This window comes from Jeotgalibacillus marinus, from assembly GCF_040801915.1.
In the GTDB taxonomy this organism is placed as follows: Bacteria; Bacillota; Bacilli; order Bacillales; family Jeotgalibacillaceae; genus Jeotgalibacillus; species Jeotgalibacillus marinus.
Genome location: NZ_JBFMIA010000002.1, coordinates 1 through 15,069, shown reverse-complemented (window position 1 = coordinate 15,069; position 15,069 = coordinate 1). Strand labels below are relative to the sequence as shown.

The 15,069-nt window shown below is 39.6% G+C and carries 12 protein-coding genes and 1 riboswitch; of the genes, 6 read left to right on the top strand and 6 right to left on the bottom strand.

All coding sequences use genetic code 11. The features are described 5' to 3' along the window. Positions 1-45: 45 nt before the first annotated feature. Positions 46-801, top strand: coding sequence for an SDR family NAD(P)-dependent oxidoreductase (locus tag AB1471_RS03090; protein ID WP_367778134.1), 756 nt, complete (start codon positions 46-48; stop codon positions 799-801). A gap of 71 nt (positions 802-872) precedes the next feature. Here the strand turns inward: AB1471_RS03090 and AB1471_RS03085 are convergent, their stop codons facing one another. After that, positions 873-2,012, bottom strand: a complete 1,140-nt coding sequence (locus AB1471_RS03085) for an MFS transporter (RefSeq protein ID WP_367778133.1) — start codon at positions 2,010-2,012, stop codon at positions 873-875. Between the two features lie 332 nt (positions 2,013-2,344). Here AB1471_RS03085 and AB1471_RS03080 point away from each other — a divergent pair, with 332 nt between their 5' ends. Together AB1471_RS03080 and AB1471_RS03075 are read left to right on the top strand one after the other, a co-directional pair. Next, positions 2,345-3,184 carry a M15 family metallopeptidase gene (locus tag AB1471_RS03080; protein ID WP_367778132.1) on the top strand — a complete coding sequence of 280 codons (840 nt, stop codon included), beginning with the start codon at positions 2,345-2,347 and terminating at the stop codon, positions 3,182-3,184. Between the two features lie 137 nt (positions 3,185-3,321). After that, positions 3,322-4,305 carry an NAD-dependent epimerase/dehydratase family protein gene (locus AB1471_RS03075; protein WP_367778131.1) on the top strand — a complete coding sequence of 328 codons (984 nt, stop codon included), beginning with the start codon at positions 3,322-3,324 and terminating at the stop codon, positions 4,303-4,305. 270 nt (positions 4,306-4,575) lie between these two features. Here AB1471_RS03075 and cls read toward each other — a convergent pair whose 3' ends face one another. The 4 genes from cls to AB1471_RS03055 form a co-directional block, all read right to left on the bottom strand. Beyond that, positions 4,576-6,024, bottom strand: coding sequence for a cardiolipin synthase (gene cls, locus AB1471_RS03070; RefSeq protein WP_367778130.1), 1,449 nt, complete (start codon positions 6,022-6,024; stop codon positions 4,576-4,578). Between the two features lie 233 nt (positions 6,025-6,257). Further along, positions 6,258-7,073, bottom strand: a complete 816-nt coding sequence (locus AB1471_RS03065; protein WP_367778129.1) for a MetQ/NlpA family ABC transporter substrate-binding protein — start codon at positions 7,071-7,073, stop codon at positions 6,258-6,260. A gap of 18 nt (positions 7,074-7,091) precedes the next feature. Continuing rightward, entirely contained in the window at positions 7,092-7,742 is a 651-nt protein-coding gene (locus AB1471_RS03060) for a methionine ABC transporter permease (RefSeq protein ID WP_367778128.1), read from the bottom strand. Continuing rightward, positions 7,732-8,760, bottom strand: a complete 1,029-nt coding sequence (locus AB1471_RS03055; RefSeq protein WP_367778127.1) for a methionine ABC transporter ATP-binding protein — start codon at positions 8,758-8,760, stop codon at positions 7,732-7,734. The genes AB1471_RS03060 and AB1471_RS03055 overlap by 11 nt, the downstream gene beginning before the upstream one ends. Positions 8,761-8,900: 140 nt before the next feature. Beyond that, a riboswitch (SAM riboswitch) is annotated at positions 8,901-9,007 on the bottom strand. Between the two features lie 188 nt (positions 9,008-9,195). Here AB1471_RS03055 and AB1471_RS03050 point away from each other — a divergent pair. The 3 genes from AB1471_RS03050 (at position 9,196) to AB1471_RS03040 (ending at position 12,256) form a co-directional block, all read left to right on the top strand. After that, positions 9,196-9,543: a metal-sensitive transcriptional regulator gene (locus AB1471_RS03050; protein ID WP_437342324.1), complete on the top strand. Its 348-nt coding sequence runs from the start codon at positions 9,196-9,198 to the stop codon at positions 9,541-9,543. Positions 9,544-9,555: 12 nt separating this feature from the next. Further along, the gene (gene copZ / locus AB1471_RS03045; RefSeq protein ID WP_367778126.1) at positions 9,556-9,765 is read left to right on the top strand and encodes a copper chaperone CopZ; all 210 of its coding nucleotides are present in this window, start codon (positions 9,556-9,558) and stop codon (positions 9,763-9,765) included. Between the two features lie 82 nt (positions 9,766-9,847). Beyond that, positions 9,848-12,256 carry a heavy metal translocating P-type ATPase gene (locus tag AB1471_RS03040; RefSeq protein ID WP_367778125.1) on the top strand — a complete coding sequence of 803 codons (2,409 nt, stop codon included), beginning with the start codon at positions 9,848-9,850 and terminating at the stop codon, positions 12,254-12,256. A gap of 212 nt (positions 12,257-12,468) precedes the next feature. Here AB1471_RS03040 and helD read toward each other — a convergent pair whose 3' ends face one another. After that, positions 12,469-14,766: an RNA polymerase recycling motor HelD gene (helD, locus tag AB1471_RS03035; RefSeq protein WP_367778124.1), complete on the bottom strand. Its 2,298-nt coding sequence runs from the start codon at positions 14,764-14,766 to the stop codon at positions 12,469-12,471. Between the last annotated feature and the right edge of the window lie 303 nt (positions 14,767-15,069).

The window sequence follows — 15,069 nt, the reverse complement described above, 5'->3', positions numbered from 1 at the left end:
CAAGAAAAGTGTATACTAAACAAAAGAAATTAAGGAGGACTTTACATGATTTGTGCTATTGTAACAGGTGCTTCTAAAGGATTAGGGGCTGCAATCGGGGATCAACTTCTAGAAAATAATATTCACCTTATAGATGTGTCGCGATCAGGAAACGATGATTTGAGAAAAAAAGCTGAGGAACACAACCTCAATTATCATCATGAAAAATTGGATGTTAGCTCAACAAAGGAGTCAGTGAATTTCTTGCAGAGTTGGTTTGATGAGCAAACAAACAGACCACCAGAAAAGCTTTATCTTATACATAATGCCGGGACAGTTGAACCCATCGAAACGGTTGGTCAGTTAGATGCTGATTCAGTTGAACGTAGCGTCCATATCAATTACATTACGCCTGTTTTATTAACGAATATAGCTTTCGAACGTACAACAGAACTTGGGATCTCATTGACAGTCGTTAACGTTACTTCGGGTGCAGCTGACAAACCAAATCATGGTTGGAGTGTATACGGAAGTACCAAAGCTGCGCTAAATTTATTTACAGAGACAGCAGCACTAGAACAGAGTAAAGCAGATTCAGAGCATATGATCATCTCATTTAGCCCAAGTATTATGGACACTGATATGCAAAGTGTGATTCGCTCATCCTCCTCATCCGCTTTTACGCAAGTTGAACGATTTAAAGAATTTAAAGAAAAAGGGCAACTACGACAACCGCATGAGGTAGGAAAAGCTCTTGTACAATTATTGATGAGCGAAAAACTTGAAAACGGAAAGCTATATCACATCAACGATCTTCTATAGAAATAGCGAAAAACCTTCAACCATTAGTGAAAAGAAGTAATGGTTGAAGGTTTTTTGGTCGTACGAAGGAATTAAGCTAGTTTACGCATATGCATCCACAAGCCCAAGAAGATCGTAGGAATCACAGCAACTCCCATGCCAATAAATGCATAACCAGAAGACACTTCATATAAATAGCCTCCTACTTGCGTTAATACTGCAGCACTAAATCCCATTCCAAGAGACGCGTAGACGCCTTGTGCGGTTGGAATTAATGGTCGATCAACGGCACGATACAAGTAGCGGATGAATGCATAATGGGCGAGGCCGAATGTTACTGAGTGTAAGGTCTGCGTTAAAATAAAGATCCAAAGTGAAGGGAAAAGACCCACTAAGACCCATCTAATAACTGAACCTATGCCAACAATGATAAACATGGATGACACCGGTGTGTGTTTTAATAGTCGATCTGCAAAGGCAAAAAATAGTATTTCAGAAAGCACCGCGATATTTAAAATAAAGCCAATGTAAAGACTAGAAACCTGTAAGTCTTGTAAATAAATGAATCCATAGTTGTAATAGGCCGCATGTGAACCTTGAATTAAGATACAAATACTCATGACAACAATAAAACCTGGTGTAACAAACAGAGCACGGAAGCTGCCTCTTTGTGGACTTACTCGTTCATGTAAAGCTTCTGGAGCAGATCTAAAAGAGGCTGTAATCATCATGACGCACCCTAGTACCATGACTACCATAATCGAAGATTCGGACCATATGGCCGTTGTGATCCCGATCACAATTAGTCCCACTGTATACCCGAGAGAACCCCAAGAACGACTTCGACCGTAATTGATGTTGTTCGTTCTCATAAGCAGGGATGCATTGCTTTCCATCATTGGTAGCATGTTTGGATAAAACAAACTAAATAATATCATCACAACCATCAGACCGAAAAATGATTGAACGGGGATAAATAAAAGTAACAAAGCTGTTGAAATAAGAGGTAAGATTTTCATAAGTTGAGCAAGACTAAATCGTTTACTTAACTCAGGAAAAAAGAACAAGGTTGAAAAAGAGCGTGCGAACAGTCCGGCTGCAATAATCGAGCTTGCAGATGCAACACTAAGATCCTTTTCAAAGACGAGCCACCCTGTCCAGTAAGGTAAAAATACGCCCCACGTAAAGAAGAACGTAAAGAAATTAGTAGATAACCACGCTTGTTGCTTCAATTTAAATCACTCCATCTATCCATTCAAATAATTGTCGAACCCTAGTATAGCAGAAAGAAGGACGACAACAAAATGTATCCTGCCTTTTGATATTTCACCACAAATACCAAAAATTGCATTAAAAAATAATCTTCAGATAGAAAGAAAGGAAAAAGGCGTTTTTTTACAGATATAGTGGGGTTTAGAACAAAGCTCATAAACTGATTGAGTGACCTACTATTGTAGGGTTTTCTGTATTATTTGTGTTTTCGCTGTGTTACTGTAATATCTTTTGGTAGAATGGTGTAGTGATTGAAGGATTTAAATTGTTGCCAGAGAGGATAAAGTTCATCATGAGAAAAGAGAGATTATTTATAAATAAAAAAAAGAGAACGAAATGGTGGATTTCTTTAGCTGTGATCTTCACGATTTTAGTAGGGGCATCACTTGGTACATTGAGTATGTATAATTGGTCCGTTAACCAAGCAATACAAGGATTATTTTACAATACAAAACAACCTGTAAATGTTGCCGATGACACAGGGGAAGAAAATCCTTCAGATAATAATGAAGAAGATCCAACATCTGAAACGCCAGATCCTTCTGAAGATGAACTAGATGATGTAACACCACCGACATATGGGGAAAACGAAAAAACACCAGAAACGATAGAGGAGCCAACCTTTGTGGAGGACGTACTTATTTCGAATAAGCAAAACCCTATTCCAGCTACTTATGATCCTGGTGAGAGCGAAGAAGCAAGAGAAGCATTTTTAGCAATGAAAGCAGCAGGAGCTGCGGAAGGTTTTGATTTAGTCGCATTTAGTACGTATCGATCGTATGATACTCAAGTTCGCTTATATAGTGAGTATGTGGAAGACTATGGTCAAGATGAAGCTGATCGTTTTAGTGCGCGACCGGGCTATTCAGAGCACCAAACTGGCTTAAGTTTTGATATAGGTGAGGTTGGACAAGAGATACATTGGGCGGAAGATAGCTTTCAAGATACAGCTGCAGCGCACTGGCTTAATGAAAACGCTCATAATTTTGGTTTTATCTTGCGCTATCCAGAAGACAAGGAACACATCACTGGGTATAAATATGAAGCATGGCACTTTCGTTATTTAGGGGAAGATCTTGCTACAGAAGTTTATAATAGTGAATTAACGTTAGAAGAATATTTGAATATATAAGATTAGAAAACCTGCCTGGGATGATGTTCTTGGTGGGTTTTTTCAGATAGTCTTCTCTAATATGATCTTAATTCTTTTAATTCTGAATATTGAAAGTTATAATGGGTTTAATATCTTCACAATAAAGGAGGCGTTAGATGAGGTTGTTAATTCTGGGTGGAACACAATTTTGTGGTCGGCATATGGTAGAGAGTGCACGAAAATCAGGTCATGAGGTAACATTGTTTAATCGAGGGAAATCGAATCAAGACTTATTTCCTGATGTTGAAAAACGTGTTGGTGATCGAAATGGAGATTTAACGTCCCTAGAGGAAGGGGCGTGGGATGCGGTTATCGATGTGTCAGGTTATGTGCCGAGTCAAGTGAAGGCAACGACTAATCTCTTAAAGGATCGAGTGAAGCATTATACGTTTATTTCAACTATATCTGTCTATGAAGATTTTACAAAAGGTCCTGTGATTGAAGGCGAGACAAAACTCGGTGAACTAACAGAGGATACAGAAGAAGTGACAGGGGGAACATACGGGCCACTAAAACAACTTAGTGAAGAAATCGTAAAAGAGACATTTGGTGAGCGTTCGTTATGTATTCGCCCAGGTCTGATCGTAGGGCCAGATGACACAACTGATAGATTTACGTACTGGGTCAATCGAGTAGGAGAAGGCGGTTCCGTACTTGTACCAGGTGAACCGTCAAGAGAAATTCAATGGATCGACGTACGGGATTTAACAGAATGGATCATTCGGATGGTAGAAAAAGAAGCGACTGGAACGTACAACGCAGCTGGATTAACGTACTACCCATCAATGGAAGAATACGTAACGACTGTTAAAAAAGTAACGAATTCGGATGCGGTGTTTCAATGGGTATCTGACGATGTGTTGACTAGACAGGGAGCTTTCGCATTTGTGGAAGTGCCGTTTTGGATTCCACGTAGCGAGACGTATCCAGATGGATTTATTTTAGCGGATGCCACGAAAGCTATTGAACAAGGGTTAACGTTTAGATCTGCAGAAGAAACGATTAGAGATACGTTTATATGGCAAGCTGCAAGAAAAGGTCACCAATGGAAAGCAGGTCTAACGAGTGAAAAAGAAAAATCCATATTAAGTTCAATATAACGGAATAAATTGTTTTTTGTGAAAATATAATAAATAGGCCTACTAATATGTGGGAGGTGGAAGATGTGGATCGTATTACAAGGAATGGTTATATTGTCGCTGCCATCCATACGGCATTTTTCCTGAATCTAGCGTTTGATTTTATCATATTTTCTTGAATAACAGTATAACAAAAGGAGCTTCCCTAGCTGTTGTAGGGTAGCTCCTTTGTTTTTGTTTGACTTACTTCATCGTCTAGCTCCATGATAGGAGCTGGTTGAGCTTTGGATCTTATAAAATCGGTGATAGTAATCTTGATATCGATTCTTTAAAACGAATGTAATGAGAACGTTGCTGATAAAGCTCTGGAGTTAATTCGGTAGATAACTCCATATCTTCAATGAAAATTTGGCAAAGGGTTGTCACCGTTTCTTGATGATACACAAAGGCATTTACTTCAAAATTCAATCGGAAACTACGTAAATCAATATTTGCTGTCCCAACAGAAGCGGCTGAATCATCGGTTACTAAAGTTTTTGCATGGATAAATCCATTTTCGTAAATGTAAATTTTTGCACCGGCTTTAATGAGTTCGCCAACATAAGAATAGGTGGCCCAGTACACAAACATGTGATCCGGTTTATTTGGAATCATAATGCGTACATCAACACCTGACAATGCTGCGATTCTTAAAGCGTCAAGCAAGCTTGCATCAGGTATAAAGTAGGGTGTTTGTATGTAAATATATTTTTTGGCATTCGTCACCAGTTTGATGTAGCCATTTTTAATTTGCTCCCACTCAGAATCTGGTCCACTCGAAACAATTTGCATCGCAACGTCTCCTTTAAGAGGAATCGAAGGAAAGTAATCATCTGCATATTCAATATCATATCGATACGAGGCTTGATTCCAATCAAGAATGAAACGAGTTTGGATTGGGTGAACGGCACTTCCTTCAACACGTAAATGCGTATCACGCCAGTACCCGAAACGTTTATTTAGACCTAAGTATTCATCACCAACATTAAATCCACCGATATATCCGACTCTGCCATCTATAATGATGACTTTACGGTGATTTCTAAAATTTAGACGTGGGTTAATGAGAGGTACGTGTGAAGGAAAAAAAGCTTCCACTTCGCCACCAGCTGCACGGAGTTCTCTAAAGTAACGTTTTGTCATCCCACGCGAACCCATGTCGTCATAAAGCACACGCACTTGAACACCTTGCTGCGCTTTTTTTATCAACAAAGCAAGTAGTCGTTTTCCTAAGTCATCACGTCGCAAAATATACGTCTGAAGATGAATATGGTCTCTTGCAGCTTCAATGTCTTTGAACATAGCCATAAATTTCTTTTGACCATCAATAAAAATATCCACAGCATTGTCTTGAGTTAAAACGGAGTCATCATTTTTAAGTTGCATATAAATAAGATCTTGCATGGCTTCTGTTTCTTTTGATTTGAATTCGAACGTTTTGTCCTGGATGGCATTACTTTGATAACGGATCAGCTGCTCAATCCCTACTTTGCTTCGTTCATCCCAATCAAATAAACGCTTTTTATTCAAGCGTCTTCCAAGAAGTAGATACAAAGCAAATCCTAACACAGGAATAAAAAAGAGGACCATCAACCATGCCCATGTAGCGCTTGCATCTTTTCGCTCGAGGAAAATAAGAATGCCAGCAAAGATGAAGTTTAAAAAAAAGATCAATCCAACAAGAATTGAGATCCAATCCATAATAATCCCTGCCAATCTGTAAGTGGTTTAGAGTAGGTTTAATAAGTTCTTTCTATTATATATGAAAACTAGGGAAAATACGCTTAATTAGTAAATGCTTCAAATTTTTGGTCGTGAATGATAATGAAAAAACCTTCATTCCATAATAATGATGTGGAATGAAGATTTAAATAAAATATTCTTTTTGAATAGGGGAGTGGTTAACGATGTGCGTGAATTCTTGGTTCTCCCTTTTAGTATTGTGTCAATTCCTCAACTGAAACAAATGTAGGAATCATTCCACCTTTATATTCGTCTTCAATAAACTGTGCAACATCGTCCTCTTGATATAGTTCTGCAATCCTTTGAAGGTCTTCACGTTCTACATCTTCTGTACGACTTGCAATAATATTGAGGTAAGGAGTTGCCGTTTCGCTTTCACGGAATATAGAATCATTTGTAGGACTGAACCCAGCGTCCACCGCGACGCCATTATTGATAATGGATGCATCTACGTCTGGTAGAGAGCGGGGGGTTTGACCTGCAACGACAGGTAGAATCTCGATGTTTTTAGGATTTTCAATAATGTGTTGATCCGTACCTGTTAATCCTGCGTCATCACTTAATGTGATAAGCCCTGCTTCTTCAAGCAAAAGTAGGGCGCGTCCTAAGTTCGTTGCTTCGTTTGGAGCGGCAATTGTTGCGCCATCTGGTAGTTCGTCAATAGATTCGACCTTTTCTGAGTACAGGGCCATAGGTGCGATAACTGTTGCCGCGATTGGAGATAATTCTAATCCTCTTTCTTCAATAAATGAATCAAAATAAGAGATGGTTTGAAAAGCATTTAAATCTAATTCACCCTCATCAAGAGCAATATTTGGTTGTACATAGTCTGAAAATGTTACGATTTCAATTTCAATATCTTCTTCTGCTGCTTTTTCCGCAACAAACTCCCAAATGCGTGTATCCGAACCACTGACGCCTATTTTAATTGGTCCGCTTTCATCGTCTCCGCACGCTGATAACTCGATTGATAAGAGTGAAATAAGAGTCAGTATTGTTTTTTTCATGTCAAATTCCTCCTGTAATTAGCTTCTTCGAATTTTTTTAGATAGTAAATTACCTGTTGATTGTAATCCTTGAACCATGATGATTAAGATCCCAACTGTGATATACATGGTTGTTGTATCAAAACGTTGATATCCATATGTGATAGCTAAATCACCGAGCCCTCCGCCCCCAACAGCACCAGCCATTGCAGAGGCACCAATCAATCCAACCGTTGCGATGGTCAACGCTAAAACAAGAGAGCTTAATGCTTCAGGAACTAAAAATCGAAAAATAATTTGACCTGGTGTAGCGCCCATCGCTTCAGCTGCCTCGACCACTCCTTTATCAACTTCTAACAGAGAGTTCTCGATAAGTCTTGCAATGTAAGGACCAGCATAGAAGACGAGAGGGACAATCGCTGCTGCAGTTCCAATAGATGTTCCAACAATAAAGCGAGTCACTGGAATGATGGCGACCATTAAGATAATGAATGGAACGGAACGAAAAACATTTATAATGCCATTTAGAACATTGAAAAAAGGTGCGTTTTCGAGTAAATGTCCTTTTCGTGTAACAACAAGCAAGATACCTAGCGGAAAACCGATGAGGGTAGAAAATAATAGTGAGAATCCGACCATCGAAATCGTTTCCCACAATGCTTCAGTGATCTGGTCAGTACTAACTAGCATGGTTGATCACATCCTTTACCGCTATGTTTTGCTGTTGAATCGACAACAACGCTTGTTGAATTTGCGCACGATCACCAATAAATTCAACGATCAAGTTACCATACGGAATTCCTTGTAGTTCTGTAATATTGCCGTACAACACATTTAAATCAAGATCAAATTCACGAGAAATTCTTGATAAAAGCGGTTGACCAGTAGAGGATCCTGTATATTGAATACGATAAATTTGGTGATGCTCTTTCTCTTTAATTTCGTTAAGTATACTTTCAGGAAGTTGGTCGTTCATGATTGATTTGACAAATTTCTTTGATGTCGCATGCTGTGGGTTCGTAAATACATCAAACACGCTTCCTTGTTCTTGCACCACACCATTTTCAAGCACGGCAACCTTATCGCAAATCTCTCTTATCACGGTCATTTCATGCGTGATAATTAAAATCGTAATGTTGTATTCCTGGTTAATCCGCCGCAGCAGTTCCAATATCGATTGCGTCGTTTCAGGATCAAGCGCTGACGTTGCTTCATCACAGAGCAGAACGGAGGGGTTGGTTGCCAATGCACGAGCAATGCCAACGCGCTGCTTCTGCCCCCCAGAAAGCTGGTCGGGGTATTGTTCAGCCTTATCCTCCAACCCTACAAATGCAAGAAGGTCTGTAACTCTTTTAGTCACAACACTTCTTTTTAAATTTGAAAGAAGAAGAGGCATAGCGACATTATGGAACACCGTTTTTGAATTTAAGAGATTGAAATGTTGAAAAATCATTCCGATATCTTTTCTCGTTTCTCTAATTTGTTTTTTGGATAGCGTCGTAAGATCTTTTTGATGAATAAGAATTCTTCCTTCGGTGGGACGCTCTAATAGGTTAACGCAACGAATGAGTGAACTTTTCCCCGCTCCGCTGAATCCAATGACACCGAAAATTTCACCTGTCTCAACTGTTAAATCAATGCCGCTCAACGCATGAACAGCGTCTTCACCACTGCCATACGTTTTTGTAACTGATTCAAATTGAATCACTTTTATACCCCCTCAGAAAATATAACTAAACAAATAGTATTAGTTGGTTTAATTATGAGAAGAGGACTCTTTAGTGAAAATATGATACAAAAAAGCCTCTTCTCGCAAAAACAAGAAGAGGCTACTCGCGTAAACACCTCTTCTCATCTCTCAGACGAATGTCTGCTGGAGTTGGCACGGTGCTTGCAATCGCAAGTCCGCTGCCGAGGTATCGTAGGGCCAGTCCCTCCACCTCTCTGGATAAGAAGATATTGTTCTATTCAAATGTTGTTCCTAACTTTACTACGCGTTTTTTAACTTGTCAAACAATTTTTAAAATATTATTCATCTTGGGGAAGAGTGCTTTATCATGACAAAGCGAAACAAAGGGCTTTACATACCTAGAGGGGGTATGTTATTCTTATTGCAGGAAAGAAGTTACTAGGAGTGATAGGCATGGCGGATCTTGAGGGAAAGGAAAACATGCTGAAGGTGGATGGTGGTCATTGTGCAACAAATCATGAGCGCAAGAGTCATCATTCAGATGCAATGAAGAAAAACTTAACAACGCGATTAAATCGTATAGAAGGGCAAATTCGTGGGATCAAAAAGTTGATTGACAAAGATACCTACTGCGATGATGTCATTACTCAAATTGCTGCATCTCAATCAGCGCTCAACAGCGTTTCAAATCTTTTGCTAGAGGGTCATATGAAGAGTTGTATCGTAGACCGCATCCAAGAGGGTGACCTTGAGGTGGTTGACGAATTACTTTCAACGATGAAACGATTGACGAAAAAATAGGGGGAATGAATCATGGTAGAATCGGTAACGCTAAATGTAGAAGGTATGTCATGCCAACATTGTGTAAACGCAGTTGATACCAATGTACGCGATCTTGCTGGAGTAAACGAAGTACGCGTTCATCTTGAACAAGGTACAGTTGACGTTGATTTCCAACCAGCGTCCGTTACAGTAAGTGAAATTCGCGAAATAATTGAAGAGCAAGGTTACACAATCAAGTAATAAATAGTAAAAGTGTGCAGCGAAGGCAGCGCACTTTTTTTACCAAAGAAATATACCCTTATGGGGTATGGGGGTGGCTAATATGACACAATTGAAAAGAGAAATACAAATCTCTGGCATGACATGTACGGCTTGTTCCACACGTATAGAAAAAAGTCTTCAAAAGCTTGAAGGCGTTGATCATGCTTCGATTAACCCTGCACTTGAACAAGCAAGTATATCTTATGATTCTACAGCATTGACGCTAAAAGAAATTGAACAAAAAGTTGAAGACCTAGGGTACGGTGTTGTGACATCTAAGGCTGAATTCGATATTATAGGTATGACCTGTGCCACGTGTGCCACGCGTGTTGAAAAAGGACTTAACCGTTTGGAAGGCGTGAAAACGGCGAATGTAAATTTAGCTTTAGAGCAAGCAACCGTAGAATTTAACGAAAGTAGTTTGGCGGTTGAAGATATAATCGCACAAGTTCAAAAACTTGGTTATGATGCAAAGCGAAAAGATGATCAACAAGAGCAAGTAGACCATCGTCAAGTTGAAATCCAAAAGCAGCAACGCAAGTTTATCTTTTCATTGATTTTCGCACTGCCGTTGCTTTGGACGATGTTTGGTCATTTCAGTTTTACTTCGTGGCTATATGTTCCGGATATCTTGATGAATCCATGGTTTCAAATGGCACTCGCCACACCCGTTCAATTTGTCGTTGGGAAGTCGTTTTATGTCGGTGGTTATAAAGCCCTTCGACATGGTAGTGCGAACATGGACGTACTTGTTGCACTAGGTACATCTGCTGCATATTTTTACAGTGTGTATTTAGCTTTCCAATCAATCGGAATGCAAGGTCACCAAATGGGTTACTATTTTGAAACGAGTGCGGTACTTATAACGCTTATCGTTTTAGGAAAACTGTTTGAAGTAAAAGCAAAAGGCAGATCATCTGAAGCAATCAAAAAACTAATGGGTCTTCAAGCCAAAACGGCCTTCATCATCCGTGATGATAAAGAGCAAGAGGTTCCTTTAGAGGACGTGCGTGTTGGAGACATCATGATCGTGAAACCAGGTGAAAAAATCCCTGCAGATGGAACGATTTTAGAAGGAAGTTCAGCCATTGATGAATCGATGATTACTGGTGAAAGTGTCCCTGTGGATAAAAAACAAGGAGACGCTGTCATTGGATCGACAATGAACAAGCAAGGATTTTTGAAAATAACCGCTACAAAAGTTGGTAAGGAGACGGCGCTCTCACAAATTATCAAAGTTGTAGAACAAGCTCAAGGTTCTAAAGCGCCAATTCAGCGTCAAGCAGATAAAATCTCTGGTGTTTTCGTCCCGATTGTTGTGGGCATTGCGTTGCTTACGTTTATTGTTTGGCTTACGGTTGTCTCACCAGGTGAAATCGCACCTGCACTAGAAGCAACGATTGCCGTTCTTGTTATTGCTTGTCCTTGTGCGCTCGGTCTTGCAACACCAACATCAATCATGGCCGGATCTGGTCGTGCAGCTGAATTCGGCATTTTATTTAAAGGTGGAGAACACCTAGAAATGACACACACAATTGATACGATCGTCCTTGATAAAACAGGGACCGTAACGAAAGGTGAACCAGTATTAACAGATGTGTTAGCGGTGGGAGAATGGTCTGAAGAAGACCTACTCTATCTTGTTGGTTCAGCCGAGAAAGGCTCAGAACATCCTTTAGCTGAAGCGATTGTTAAAGGAATTCAGGCTAAAGATCTTAAAGTTGGATCTCCATCTTTCTTTGAATCAGTCACAGGGTTTGGCATACGCGCTACTGTGAATGAAAAAGATGTGTTAATTGGCACGCGTAACTTGTTGAAGCAATCAGGTATTGACAGCAATGATGTGGAAGATGCGATGATGACTTTTGAGCAGGCTGGGAAAACAGCGATGCTCGTAGCAATTGATGGTGAGTTAGCCGGAATGGTAGCTGTTGCAGATACCATTAAAGAAACGTCAAAAGAAGCGATCACTCAACTGCGTTCAATGGGGTTAGATGTGATTATGATAACTGGTGATAACAAACGAACTGCGATGGAAATTGCAAAAGAAGCAGGAATTACAAAAACCATTGCTGAAGTTTTGCCAGAAGGAAAAGCAGATGAAATTAGCAAGCTTCAAGCAACAGGTAAAATAGTTGCGATGGTTGGCGATGGAATTAATGATGCGCCAGCACTAGCAGTGGCAGACATTGGAATGGCCATTGGGACAGGCACTGACGTTGCAATGGAAGCTGCAGATATTACACTCATTCGTGGTGACTTAAAAAGTATTGCGGATGCAATTACGATGAGTCGCAAAACGATGAAAAATATTAAACAAAACTTGTTCTGGGCATTTGGGTACAATACGCTAGGAATTCCCATTGCAGCTGTAGGTCTGCTCGCACCGTGGTTAGCTGGAGCGGCCATGGCATTTAGCTCCGTCTCCGTTGTATTAAACGCACTGCGTTTGCAGCGAGTAAAGTTGTAAACGAACAATGTAGAACTCCCCTGATTGGTATGCCAGTTCTCGCAATGTGGAGAAAACAAAAAACAGTTCAGCACACAAAAACGCTTGGGAAGTAACTTAACCAAGCGTTTTTGTTCATCATAGTTAATTGTTTTTGATAACTAACTCCTGCAACTACTTAAATCACATTTACCATTGGGGAATTATGAATAGTTCTTAACATAACGAATCCCCTAAGTCAGTCCATCCACTTTATCAGCATCCACATACTGCAACAGTAATTCTTCTGGTTTTTTGCTATATAAAAAGAGTCGGTGCATGGCGCGTGTCATGGCGACATAAAGTAATTTAATATCAAGCTCATTCTCTTCATATTTCACTTCCAGAGAAGGAATGAAAACGGCGTCAAACTCCAGACCTTTGGCTAAGTGGGAAGGGAGGAGGGTGATGTGATCTTTTTTCAAATCTTCATGTTCAGTGATTAGTTGAACTTTTACTAAGCTAGACTCCATTCGTTTAAAAATAGCTGTGCATTCAGCCGGTGTTTTTCCAATGATGGCGATCGTGTGATAACCGTCTTTTTTTACCGAAAGGATATCTTTTTCGATTTGGACGGCCATTTCATCATGATTTATCAGGTGATATGTAGGCATTTCGCCACGCCTGACAACAGGTTCAACAAGAGGAAGCGGTTCGGTCATACGTTGCATCACATCATTAGCAACATTCATAATTTCAATCGTTGTTCTGTAACTTTTTTGCAGTGTGAAATAATGTGCTTCACTAAAAATGTCTTTCTCAATCACTTTCCAGTCGCGCATTCCCCTGTAGGAATGAATTCCTTGAGCCAAGTCACCAACGACAGTGAACAAGCTTGTATCTAAAATTCTCCGAAGAGCCGCTAACTGAAAATAGCTATAGTCTTGCGCTTCATCAATAAATACGCTTTTGACTTTTGCTTCATCAGCTAGTCCATGTAAACGACCGTGTAAATAATAAAGAGGTGCTAAGTCTTCTAATTCGTATGTTCTTTTCGAAAAAATTTGCTGGCTATGCGAACAGATCAATTGGACCTGTTTTGTCGTCAGTTCCTCTGCAACAGATTTGAGTAAATCAGGCGATGACAATAATTCTTTGTACAAATCGATTGGTGACTTTTTATCAAATGATTTCATGTATAGGCGTACTGTAGAGCGTGCTTCTTTTTGAATGGAATCTAGGCGCGCCGCTTTCGTATCCATGATAAAAGTGACTTTTTTCCGTCGCTTGTTATCGTTTCGAATACCATACAATGCTTTTTCTAATGCGTCTTCATAGACGTCTTCAATTTTCTTGAGGACTTGTTTTTTCTTTGTTCGCATATGATTCTGGATGACGCCTTTGATTTTATCGAATCGTTTATATACAGGCATGTAGGTGTAGTCGTGCAAAAAAAGTGTTCGTAACCGATTTCCTCTGAGAATTCTAAATTTCTCGAGCATGACATCTTCACTTGGTGCCATTGCTTCTTCGATTTGATCAATGTAACGATCGACAATTTTCATAAAGGTTAGCGAACCTTTAAACTCAGACAGCCACTTGATTTGTTCATTATTTTTCCCGCGTTCAATTAAAGCTAGTAACTTTATGGTAGGGTCTATCAAGCGAATATTTTGACCAATCGCCATTTTCATATAGTCAATCAATGTTGTTTGTTTAATTTTATCTACACCAAGCTCCGGAAGAACTTCTGAAATGTATTCGATAAATAGTTGATTTGGTGCTAGGATCATAAGGTTTGATGGGTGGAAGGTTTCACTATTTACATATAAGAAATATGAAATTCGGTGAAGTGCGATTGTTGTTTTTCCGCTACCTGCAGCTCCTTGAACAATGATTGGACGATTTAGAGGTGCGCGAATAATATCGTTTTGTTCTTTTTGAATGGTTGATACGATTTCATTTAAACGATTGTCTGCTTTTTGTGCGAGTGATTGTTGTAGTAGTTCATCGGTGGTTGTGAGATCGACGTCTTGGATATTTAGTAATTGACCATCTTCAATTTGGTATTGGCGTTTAAGGGATAAATAGCCTTCCGTGGTGTAACCATTCACTTCATATTCCACATCACCGAGTCGACCGTCATAGTAGACATTGGCAACAGGCGAGCGCCAGTCAACGATGATTTGGGATTGTGTCTCTGGATTATGAAGTGAAGCCTTGCCTATGTAAAGCGACTCTTTTTCTTCTGTTTCCTTTTGGTAATCAATGCGAGCAAAGTATGGTTTGTCATAGACACTTTCAAGTCGTTTGATTTGATCAGCACTCATTTGAAGCAAGCTCGCACCAGTTAATAAATTCATGTAGCTTAAACTACTGTCGAGCGAATCGAGTGTCTCGTATGCTTGGCGTAAACTTTCGCGTGCGTTACCTTCACTCTGTTTTGAAGTTGTTAAGGCTTGATCAATATACAATCTCGTAAAAGTTAATCGATCTTTTTCATCTTTGTAGTCGGGGTGGTTAAGGGAAGGGGGAACAATTTTTTTGGTCATCTTACTGTCACCTCATTCGCATAGTTTCAATCGCAGCCGCGAAAAAAGAGCGTTTACAATCGTATCATAAAGCGAACGTAAAAGGAAGACCCTTCCATGAAGTCTGTCGAGAGGTTCTTGATAGATAGTTTTGGATTTCATTAATGACCTGAGTACTTATTTAAAGAGATAAAGTCAGCTACGAAAAAGAATATGATCGCATTAGTATTTATAAAAAAGATAAACAATCAAATTATCAGAAGCAATCCGGTTCTGGTGCAAAAACATCAAGATCCATGCAAGTAATCTCTAAACCTTGGACAT

Bases quoted from the DNA above. Each gene is read 5' to 3' on its own strand.
- AB1471_RS03090 (WP_367778134.1), top strand. From the start codon at position 46: ATGATTTGTGCTATTGTAACAGGTGCTTCTAAAGGATTAGGGGCTGCA.
- AB1471_RS03080 (WP_367778132.1), top strand. From the start codon at position 2,345: ATGAGAAAAGAGAGATTATTTATAAATAAAAAAAAGAGAACGAAATGG.
- AB1471_RS03075 (WP_367778131.1), top strand. From the start codon at position 3,322: ATGAGGTTGTTAATTCTGGGTGGAACACAATTTTGTGGTCGGCATATG.
- cls (WP_367778130.1), bottom strand. From the start codon at position 6,024: ATGGATTGGATCTCAATTCTTGTTGGATTGATCTTTTTTTTAAACTTC.
- AB1471_RS03065 (WP_367778129.1), bottom strand. From the start codon at position 7,073: ATGAAAAAAACAATACTGACTCTTATTTCACTCTTATCAATCGAGTTA.
- AB1471_RS03060 (WP_367778128.1), bottom strand. From the start codon at position 7,742: ATGCTAGTTAGTACTGACCAGATCACTGAAGCATTGTGGGAAACGATT.
- AB1471_RS03050 (WP_437342324.1), top strand. From the start codon at position 9,196: ATGGCGGATCTTGAGGGAAAGGAAAACATGCTGAAGGTGGATGGTGGT.
- copZ (WP_367778126.1), top strand. From the start codon at position 9,556: ATGGTAGAATCGGTAACGCTAAATGTAGAAGGTATGTCATGCCAACAT.
- AB1471_RS03040 (WP_367778125.1), top strand. From the start codon at position 9,848: ATGACACAATTGAAAAGAGAAATACAAATCTCTGGCATGACATGTACG.
- helD (WP_367778124.1), bottom strand. From the start codon at position 14,766: ATGACCAAAAAAATTGTTCCCCCTTCCCTTAACCACCCCGACTACAAA.